Origin of the sequence: Streptomyces fodineus (assembly GCF_001735805.1) — a bacterium.
GTDB lineage: Bacteria > Actinomycetota > Actinomycetes > Streptomycetales > Streptomycetaceae > Streptomyces > Streptomyces fodineus.
Genome location: NZ_CP017248.1, coordinates 4314972 through 4325219, shown reverse-complemented (window position 1 = coordinate 4325219; position 10248 = coordinate 4314972). Strand labels below are relative to the sequence as shown.

At 70.3% G+C, this 10248-nt stretch carries 5 protein-coding genes; 4 read left to right on the top strand and 1 reads right to left on the bottom strand.

Annotation, left to right across the window (positions count from 1 at the left end):
* The 4 genes from nuoL (at position 1) to recQ (ending at position 7446) form a co-directional block, all read left to right on the top strand.
* The gene (gene nuoL, locus BFF78_RS18020) at positions 1–1947 is read left to right on the top strand and encodes an NADH-quinone oxidoreductase subunit L (RefSeq protein WP_069779296.1); all 1947 of its coding nucleotides are present in this window, start codon (positions 1–3) and stop codon (positions 1945–1947) included.
* A gap of 5 nt (positions 1948–1952) precedes the next feature.
* A complete protein-coding gene (locus tag BFF78_RS18015; RefSeq protein WP_069779295.1) occupies positions 1953–3524 on the top strand; it encodes an NADH-quinone oxidoreductase subunit M in 1572 nt (523 codons plus the stop codon).
* Positions 3521–5170, top strand: a complete 1650-nt coding sequence (nuoN, locus tag BFF78_RS18010) for an NADH-quinone oxidoreductase subunit NuoN (RefSeq protein WP_069779294.1) — start codon at positions 3521–3523, stop codon at positions 5168–5170. Before BFF78_RS18015 ends, nuoN begins: the two co-directional genes overlap by 4 nt.
* A 293-nt stretch (positions 5171–5463) precedes the next feature.
* Positions 5464–7446: a DNA helicase RecQ gene (gene recQ / locus BFF78_RS18005; protein WP_069779293.1), complete on the top strand. Its 1983-nt coding sequence runs from the start codon at positions 5464–5466 to the stop codon at positions 7444–7446.
* Positions 7447–7472: 26 nt separating this feature from the next.
* Here the strand turns inward: recQ and BFF78_RS18000 are convergent, their stop codons facing one another.
* Positions 7473–10238 (bottom strand): fumarate reductase/succinate dehydrogenase flavoprotein subunit, encoded by a 2766-nt coding sequence (locus BFF78_RS18000; RefSeq protein WP_069779292.1) that lies wholly within the window; start codon positions 10236–10238, stop codon positions 7473–7475.
* Positions 10239–10248 lie beyond the last annotated feature (10 nt).

Sequence of the window (10248 nt, the reverse complement as noted above, 5' to 3'; positions counted from 1 at the left end):
GTGGAGAACCTGATCGCGCTGCTCATCGCGGCGCCCCTGCTCGGAGCGGCCGTCCTCCTGGTCGGCGGCCGGCGCCTGGACCGCGTCGGCCACTGGATCGGCACGCTGCTGTCGTTCGTCTCCTTCGCCATCGGTCTCGTCCTCTTCGCCGACCTGCTGGGCAAGGGGACCGATCACCGGACCCTGATGCAACACCTGTTCAGCTGGGTCCCGGTGGCGGGCTTCCAGGCGGACGTCACCTTCCGCCTGGATCAGCTGTCGATGACGTTCGTCCTGCTCATCACAGGCGTCGGCTCACTGATCCACCTGTACTCGGTCGGGTACATGGAGCACGACGAGCGGCGCCGCCGCTTCTTCGGCTACCTGAACCTGTTCCTCGCGGCGATGCTGCTGCTCGTCCTCGCCGACAACTACCTGCTGCTGTACGTCGGCTGGGAGGGCGTCGGCCTCGCCTCGTACCTGCTGATCGGCTTCTGGCAGCACAAGCCCAGCGCCGCGACGGCCGCGAAGAAAGCCTTCCTGGTCAACCGCGTCGGCGACATGGGCCTGTCGATCGCGATCATGCTGATGTTCACCACCTTCGGCAGCTTCGCCTTCGGCCCGGTCCTCAGCCACGCCGCTGACACCTCCGAGGGCAAGCTCACCGCGATCGGCCTGATGCTGCTCCTCGCCGCCTGTGGCAAGTCGGCCCAGGTGCCGCTGCAGTCCTGGCTCGGAGACGCCATGGAGGGCCCGACCCCGGTCTCGGCCCTGATCCACGCGGCGACGATGGTGACCGCGGGCGTGTATCTCATCGTCCGCTCCGGCGCCATCTTCAACGCGGCACCCGATGCCCAGCTGGCCGTCACGGTGGTCGGCGCGGTCACGCTCCTCTTCGGTGCGATCGTCGGTTGTGCGAAGGACGACATCAAGAAGGCGCTGGCTGGTTCGACCATGTCGCAGATCGGCTACATGGTCCTGGCGGCGGGCCTCGGCCCCATCGGCTATGTCTTCGCGATCATGCACCTGGTGACGCACGGCTTCTTCAAGGCCGGGCTGTTCCTGGGTGCCGGCTCCGTCATGCACGGCATGAACGACGAGGTCGACATGCGCAAGTACGGCGGCCTCAGGAAGTACATGCCGGTCACCTTCATCACCTTCGGCCTCGGCTACCTCGCCATCATCGGCTTCCCCGGCCTGTCCGGCTTCTTCTCCAAGGACAAGATCATCGAGGCGGCCTTCGCCAAGGGCGGCACCGAGGGCTGGATCCTCGGCGGCGCTGCCCTGCTGGGCGCGGCCATCACCGCCTTCTACATGACGCGCGTGATGCTGATGACGTTCTTCGGAGAGGAGCGTTGGAAGAACCAACCCACTCGCTCTCCGGAGGCGCCGAGCGCGGAGCCCGCCGCGGAGCACCGCGGCGAGCACGCCGAGCCGCACCCGCACGAGTCCCCCAAGGTCATGACGATCCCGATGATCGTGCTGGCCGTCGGCTCGGTCTTCGGCGGTGGCTTCTTCAGCATCGGCGACCGCTTCCTGCACTGGCTCGAGCCGGTCACCGGGCACAGCGAGGGCCACTCCCCGGTCAGCGCCTGGGCAGTCACCGGGGCCACCATGGTGTGCCTGGCCATCGGCGTCGGCATCGCCTGGGCCCAGTACGGCCGTAAGCCCGTCCCCGTCGTCGCCCCGCGCGGCTCGCTGCTCACCCGCGCGGCCCGCCGCGACCTGCTCCAGGACGACTTCAACCACGTGGTCCTGGTGCGCGGCGGCGAGCACCTGACGCGCTCCCTGGTGTACCTCGACCACACCCTGGTCGACGGCGTCGTCAACGGCACGGCGGCCGGCTTCGGCGGCCTGTCCGGGCGGCTCCGCCGGCTCCAGAACGGCTTCGCCCGCTCCTATGCGGTCTCGATGTTCGGCGGCGCGGCACTCCTGGTCGCCGCGACCCTGCTGATGAGGGCGGTCTGATACCGATGTCCTTTCCTCTGCTGACAGCGACGGCGGCGCTCCCGGCCGTGGGAGCCGTCGCCACGGCCGCCGTACCGGCCGCGCAGCGCACCGCCGCGAAGTGGCTGGCGCTGCTCGTCTCGCTCGCCACGCTCGCCCTGGCGATCACCGTCCTGGTCCGTTTCGACCCGGGCGGCGCCCGCTACCAGCTCACCGAATCCCATGCCTGGATCAAGAACTTCGGGGTGCGGTACGAGCTGGGTGTCGACGGCATCGCGGTGGCGCTGATCGCCCTGACCGCCGTACTGATCCCGTTCATCATCCTCGCCGGCTGGAACGACGCCGACCCGCTGGAGACGGGCAGCCGCCGCTGGCGGCCCACCCAGGGCTTCTTCGCGCTCATCCTGGCCGTCGAGGCGATGGTGCTCATCTCCTTCGAGGCCACCGACGTCTTCGTCTTCTACATCTTCTTCGAAGCCATGCTCATCCCGATGTACTTCCTCATCGGCGGCTTCGGAGACCGCGCCCACGCACAGGGCGAGAAGGCGGCCTCGACCCAGCGCTCGTACGCGGCGGTCAAGTTCCTGCTCTACAACCTGGTCGGCGGCCTGATCATGCTGGCCGCGGTGATCGGCCTCTACGTAGTGGCCGGAAACTTCAGCCTCCAGGAAATCGCGCAAGCCCGCGCGAACGGCTCGCTGCACATGGCGACGAGCACCGAACGCTGGCTGTTCCTGGGCTTCTTCTTCGCGTTCGCGGTGAAGGCCCCGCTGTGGCCGCTGCACACCTGGCTGCCCAACGCCATGCAGGAGTCCACCGCCCCGGTCGCCGTCCTCATCACCGCGGTCGTCGACAAGGTGGGCACCTTCGCGATGCTCCGCTTCTGCCTCCAGCTGTTCCCGGAGGCCAGCAAGTGGGCGACGCCCGTCATCCTCGTCCTGGCACTCATCAGCATCATCTACGGCGCACTGCTGGCCGTGGGCCAGCGGGACATCAAACGCCTGGTCGCCTACGCGTCGATCTCGCACTTCGGCTTCATCATCATGGGCATCTTCGCGATGACCAGCCAGGGACAGTCCGGGGCGACGCTCTACATGGTCAACCACGGCATCTCCACGGCCGCGCTGATGCTGGTCGCCGGCTTCCTGATCTCCCGGCGCGGCTCGCGGCTCATCGCGGACTACGGGGGCGTGCAGAAGGTCGCACCGGTGCTCGCCGGCACCTTCCTGATCGGCGGCCTCGCGACCCTCTCACTGCCCGGACTCGCCCCGTTCGTCAGCGAGTTCCTCGTCCTGGTCGGCACGTTCGCGCGCCATCCGGCGATCGGCGTCATCGCCACCTTCGGCATCGTCCTCGCCGCGCTCTACACCCTCCTCCTGTACCAGCGGACGATGACGGGCCCGGTGAAGCCCGAGGTCTCCGCGATGCCCGACCTCCGCGCGCGTGAACTCGTGGTCGTCGCCCCGCTGATCGTGCTGCTGATCTTCCTGGGCGTCTACCCGAAGCCCGTCACGGACATCGTCAACCCGGCGGTCAAGCAGACCATGTCCGACGTACACAAGACCGACCCCAAGCCCTCGGTGGAGGCGGCCAAGTGAGCACAGCAGCCATCCACAGCCTGTGGACAACCGCGGCCGACCCGATCTCGAAGATCCCGGCACCGAAGATCGAATACGGACAATTGTCGCCGACGCTGATCGTCGTCGGTGCGGCGCTGGTCGGGGTGCTCATCGAGGCATTCCTCCCGCGCAAGCCCCGTTACTACGCACAGGTGTTCGTGTCCGCCGTAGCCCTGTGCGCCGCCTTCGCCGCGGTGGTCGCGCTCGCGGCCGACGGCTACGGCACCACCAAGGCGCACATCGCGGCCATGGGAGCGATCGCGGTCGACGGCCCGTCCCTCTTCCTGCAGGGCACGATCCTGCTGGCCGGCCTCGTCGGCCTGTTCACCTTCGCCGAACGACGCCTGGACCCGGCCGCGCACGGCAACCGCGTCGATTCCTTCGCCGCGCAGGCCGCCTCCGTACCGGGCAGCGAGAGCGAGAAGGCCGCGGTGAAGGCCGGTTTCACCACCACCGAGGTCTTCCCGCTGCTGCTCTTCGCGGTCGCCGGCATGCTGGTGTTCCCCTCGGCCAACGACCTGCTGACACTGTTCGTGGCCCTGGAGGTCTTCTCCCTGCCGCTGTACCTGATGTGCGCGCTGGCCCGCCGCAAGCGGCTGATGTCGCAGGAAGCCGCCGTCAAGTACTTCCTGCTCGGCGCGTTCGCCTCAGCGTTCACCCTGTTCGGCATCGCCCTGCTGTACGGCTACGCCGGCTCCGTGTCGTACGCGCGCATCGCCCAGGTCGTCGACGGCACGGTCACCAACGTCGACCCGGCGCTCGCCAACACCATGGGCAACGACGCGCTCCTGCTGCTCGGCAGCGCGCTGATCGTGATGGGCCTGCTGTTCAAGGTGGGCGCGGTGCCGTTCCACATGTGGACGCCGGACGTCTACCAGGGTGCACCGACGCCCGTGACCGGCTTCATGGCGGCGGCGACGAAGGTGGCCGCGTTCGGCGCGCTGCTGCGCCTGCTGTACGTCGTCCTGCCGGGGATGCGCTGGGACTGGCGCCCGGTCATGTGGGCGGTCGCGATCATCACCATGCTGGGTGGTGCGATCGTCGCGATCACGCAGACCGACATCAAGCGGCTGCTGGCGTACTCGTCCATCGCGCACGCCGGATTCATCCTCGCGGGTGTCATCGCCACCTCGAAGGACGGCGTCTCGTCGGTCCTCTTCTACCTGGCCGGCTACTCCTTCGTGACCATCGGCGCCTTCGCGGTGGTCACGCTGGTGCGCGACGCGGGCGGCGAGGCCACCCACCTGTCCAAGTGGGCGGGACTCGGCCGCAGGTCGCCGCTGGTGGCGGCCGTGTTCGCGGTGTTCCTGCTGGCCTTCGCCGGTATCCCGCTGACCTCCGGTTTCGCGGGGAAGTTCGCCGTGTTCAAGGCGGCGGCGGACGGCGGCGCGGCCCCGCTGGTGGTGATCGGTGTGATCTCCTCGGCGATCGCCGCGTTCTTCTACATCCGCGTGATCGTGCTGATGTTCTTCAGCGAGCCGAAGCCGGAGGGCCCGACCGTGGCCGTGCCGTCCCCGCTGACCATGGCGGCGATCGGTGTGGGCGTGGCGGTGACGCTGGTGCTCGGTGTCGCACCGCAGTACTTCCTGGACCTGGCGAGCCAGGCGGGGGTGTTCGTGCGCTGACGCTCCACTCGTACAGGCCGCTGCCCGGCACCCTCGCGCAGAGGGCGCGCCGGGCAGCGGTGTGTGGCCGAGGTCACTGATACGTGTCGGAGCGTGCTTTGATCCGCGTCAGGTCGAGGTCCGTCGGGAAGGGCACGTCCAGTTTCATACGCCCGCGGACGATGCCGGTGCTGGTGCAGGTGCCAGGAGAACGGACCGGTCCTGTGGATAACTCCGAGGCTGTCGGTCCGGACCCCTATCGTGGAGGCAGCGGTCGAGAGACGACACACGGGGGATCGACGGGGGCCAGGACGATGGGTGCGACGGGCGGGATCAGCGAGATGCCACAGGTGACCGAGGGGCCGGGCGCGGCCGACAGCGAGGCGCTGGCCACGCTGCGCCGGGTCTTCGGGTACGAGGCCTTCCGGGGCGAGCAGGAAGAGATCATCGAGCATGTGGTGGCGGGCGGCGACGCCGTCGTCCTCATGCCGACCGGCGCCGGCAAGTCGCTGTGCTACCAGATCCCGGCCCTGGTCAGAGCCGGTACGGGCGTGGTGATCTCACCGCTGATCGCCCTGATGCAGGACCAGGTGGACGCCCTGCGAGCGCTCGGCGTGCGGGCCGGCTTCATCAACTCCACGCAGGACTTCGACGAGCGGCGCGTGGTCGAGGCCGAGTTCCTCGCCGGCGAGCTGGACCTGCTGTACCTGGCGCCCGAGCGGCTGCGTCTGGACACCGCTCTCGACCTGCTCTCGCGCGGCAAGATCTCCGTCTTCGCGATCGACGAGGCGCACTGTGTGTCCCAGTGGGGTCACGACTTCCGCCCCGACTACCTCGCGTTGTCCCTCCTCGGCGAGCGCTGGCCCGACGTCCCGCGGATCGCCCTCACCGCCACGGCAACCCGTGCCACCCATGAGGAGATCACCCAGCGGCTGAACCTGCCGACGGCCCGCCATTTCGTCGCCAGCTTCGACCGGCCCAACATCCAGTACCGGATCGTGCCCAAGGCCGATCCCAGGAAGCAGCTGCTCGCCTTCCTCACGCAGGAGCACGCGGGCGATGCCGGCATCGTGTACTGCCTGTCGCGCAATTCGGTGGAGCGCACGGCGGAGTTCCTGACCGCCAACGGCATCGACGCGGTGCCGTATCACGCGGGCCTGGACGCGAGTATGCGCGCCACCCACCAGTCCCGCTTCCTGCGTGATGAGGGCCTGGTCGTGGTGGCGACCATCGCCTTCGGCATGGGCATCGACAAGCCGGACGTACGGTTCGTCGCCCACCTGGACCTGCCCAAGTCGATCGAGGGCTACTACCAGGAGACCGGCCGCGCAGGCCGCGACGGACTGCCGTCCACGGCGTGGATGGCGTACGGCCTGAACGACGTCATACAGCAGCGCAAGCTGATCCAGTCCGGCGAGGGCGACGAGGCGTTCCGCCGCCGGGCCACCGCCCACCTCGACTCCATGCTCGCGCTGTGCGAGACGGCCCAGTGCCGTCGTGGCCAGCTGCTCGCCTACTTCGGCCAGGAACCCGATGCCGCTGGCTGCGGCAACTGCGACACCTGCCTCACCCCGCCGGAGACCTGGGACGGCACGATCGCCGCGCAGAAGGTGCTGTCGACGGTGGTACGGCTGCAGCGGGAGCGCGGGCAGAAGTTCGGCGCGGTACAGATCGTCGACATCCTGCTCGGCAAGCGCACCGGCAAGGTCATCCAGTTCGACCACGACCAGCTGTCCGTCTTCGGCATCGGCCAGGACCTCACCGAAACCGAGTGGCGGGGCGTCATCCGGCAGCTGCTGGCCCAGGGACTGCTCGCGGTCGAGGGGGAGTACGGCACCCTGGTGCTCACCGAGGCGAGCGGCTCCGTACTGCGGCGGGAGCGGGAGGTGCCGCTGCGCAAGGAGCCGAAGAAGCCCGCCGCCTCCCGGTCGCGGTCGGCAGGCGCCTCCGGTGGCGACCGCAAGGCCAAGACAGCCGCGGCCGAGCTGCCCGACGAACTGCTGCCCGCTTTCGAGGCGCTGCGCGCCTGGCGCGCCGAGCAGGCCCGCGAGCAGGGCGTGCCGGCGTACGTCATCTTCCACGACGCCACCCTGCGAGAGATCGTCAGCCGCAGGCCCGGTTCGGTGCGTGAGCTGGGCACCGTCAGCGGTGTCGGCGAGAAGAAGCTGGCGACGTACGGGGAGGGCGTGCTGGCCGTGCTGGCCTCCCTGGACGGGCCGGCTCCGGCCGCCGGCGACACGCAGGACGCCGACTGGCCGGAGGCGGACCAGGAGCCCGAGCCCGACGACTGGATATAGCCCCGGCCCGCCGGGCGGAGCGGCTGTCACAGGCCCCGCGCCGCGTAGGCCCTGACGTCCGCGTCCGAATCGGCCGTGGCCGTGGCGAGGGCCGCACGCGCCTCCGTCGTGGCCCGGTGCCGGGTCAAGGCCAGCACCGCCGCCTTGCGCACATCTGCGTTCGGGTCGGCGAGCGCCTCGGCCAGGGCGGGGACGGCCGTCTCGGCGGCCGCGGCCGACAGCGCGGTGGCGGCGCCGGAACGGACCTGCCAGGCCCGGTCGGACAGCGCGGCCACGGCGCGGACGGCGAGCGGGGCCGGGCAGCCGACGTCGGCCAGCGCGGCCAGTGCGGCGCCGCGTACCAGCGGATCGATGTCCTCGGTGAGCCCGTCCAGGGTGGCGGCCAGCAGCTCGCGGTCGCCCGCGGTCAGGGACGCCCGGCCGACGGCGGCCAGGGCCTTGGCCACGGTGACCCGGACCTCCCGGGACGGATCGCCTGCTGCACCCGCCAGCGGCCGCACCGCGTCGACGGAGACGAGCGCCCGTATGGCCTCGGTACGGACGGCGATGTCGGGGTCCTCCAGCGCCGCGGCGAACACCCCGCCGTCGCCGAGCCGCAGGGCGCGCAGCACATCGAGGGTGGCGGCGCGGACCACGGGGTCGGTCGCGCCGAGGGCACCGTTGAGGGCGGTACCCAGGGCGGGTTCGGGCGGCAGGGTCTCGACCAGTTCGCGCAGTGAGGACGCGGCGGACGCGCGGACCTCGGCGTCGGGATCGGCGAGGGCACCGGCCAGGGCCAGCCCGGTGCCGGGCGGGACGGTCTCGGTGAGGACCGAGACGGCCGTACGGCGGACGGCGGGGTCCGGATCGGCCAAGTAGGGCTGGACCACGGAGAGTTCGGGTTCCGCCTCGGCAAGCTCCAGCAGTTCGAGGAGCCGGGGCGAGGCGGTGCCCACGACGCCGGCCCGGTCGGCGGAGGCGGTGGCACGCGTGGACGTCGGTCCTGCCGCGACCGGTGCCACCTCGCGCGGCCCGGCCGTGGCCACGTGCTCGGGACGGACCTCGCCCAGCCGGCGGGAGGGACCGCCGACCGGTGTGAACTCCTCGACCGGGACCAGATACGGAGCCACGGGGCGGACCGTGAACTCCATTGCACCAAAGGGGGACTTGTGCAGATCGAGATGGTGGAACCAGGAGACATCGTCGCGTCCGGGGTGGTCGAGACGGTCGTGGTAGAGGCCCCAGCGGGACTCGGTGCGGGCGAGAGAGGCGCGGGCGGCCATCTCGGCGCAGTCCCGGATGAAGCTGACCTCGGCGCAGCGCATCAGCTCGTGCGGGGTGCGGGCGCCCATGTCGGCGATGTCGGCGCGCATCCGCTCGAAGGCCTCCAGGGCGAGGGAGAGCCGCGCACCGGACTTCGGCGGTGCGACGTAATCGTTCACGAAACGGCGCAGCTTGTACTCGACCTGGGTCTGCGGCGGACCGTCCGGGTTGCGCAGCGGGCGGTAGATCAGCTCGTGCGCCTCGCGCACCTGGTCCGCGGGAAGCTCCCCGTCGTACGCCGTGTACTGGGCGGCGTCCGCGCCCGCGAGGTCGCCGAAGACGAAGGCACCGATCATGTAGTTGTGCGGGACGCAGGCGAGGTCGCCGGCGGCGTACAGGCGGGGGACGGTCGTACGGGCGTGGTCGTCGACGCGGACGCCGGAGGCGGAGTGGCCGCCGCACAGGCCGATCTCGGAGATGTGCATCTCGATGTCGTGGGTGCGGTAGTCGTGCCCGCGGCCGGCGTGGAAGGTGCCCCGGGTGGGACGCTCGGTGGAGTGCAGGATCGACTCCAGAGCGGAGACCGACTCCTCGGGGAGATGGCTGAGCTTGAGGTAGACCGGGCCGCGGTCACTGGCGACCTCGTCGGCGAACTCGGCCATCATCTGCCCCGACCAGTAGTCGGAGTCGACGAACCGCTCGCCGTGCCGGTTGACCTGGTAGCCGCCGAAGGGGTTGGCGACGTAGGCGCAGGCCGGGCCGTTGTAGTCCTTGATCAGAGGGTTGATCTGGAAGCACTCGATGCCGGTCAGCTCGGCCCCCGCGTGGTAGGCCATGGCGTACCCGTCGCCGGCGTTGGTGGGGTTCTCGTAGGTGCCGTAGAGATAGCCGGAGGCGGGCAGACCGAGCCGGCCGCAGGCGCCGGTGGCCAGGATGACCGCGCCCGCGCGGACGGTGACGAAGGCGCCGGTGCGGGTATGGAAGCCGGCGGCGCCCACGGCCCGCCCCCCGGCGGTCAGGATCCGCACCGGCATCACCCGGTTCTCGATCCGGATCCGCTCCCGCATCTCGCGCCGCCGCAACTGCCGGTAGAGGACCTTTTTGACGTCCTTGCCCTCTGGCATCGGCAGTACGTACGAGCCGGAGCGGTGGACCTGGCGGACCGCGTACTCTCCGTGCTCGTCCTTCTCGAACTTGACCCCGTACGACTCCAGCCGCTGGACCATCGCGAACCCGCGGGTCGCGGTCTGGCGGACGGTGGACTGGTCGACGATGCCGTCATTGGCGCGGGTGATCTCGGCGACGTAGTCATCGGGTTCGGCGCGGCCGGGGATGACCGCGTTGTTGACGCCGTCCATGCCCATGGCGAGCGCGCCGGAGTGCCGGACGTGGGCCTTCTCCAGCAGCAGGACGTCCGCGCCGCGCTCGGCGGCGGTCAGGGCGGCCATGGTGCCGGCGGTGCCGCCGCCGATGACGAGGACATCGCAGGTCAGCTCCTCGGCGTCGGTGACGGCGGGAATCTCCGGGTAAGTGGACGCGGGGGTGGTCACCGGGGTGCCT

Bases quoted from the DNA above. Each gene is read 5' to 3' on its own strand.
- recQ (WP_069779293.1), top strand. From the start codon at position 5,464: ATGGGTGCGACGGGCGGGATCAGCGAGATGCCACAGGTGACCGAGGGG.
- BFF78_RS18015 (WP_069779295.1), top strand. From the start codon at position 1,953: ATGTCCTTTCCTCTGCTGACAGCGACGGCGGCGCTCCCGGCCGTGGGA.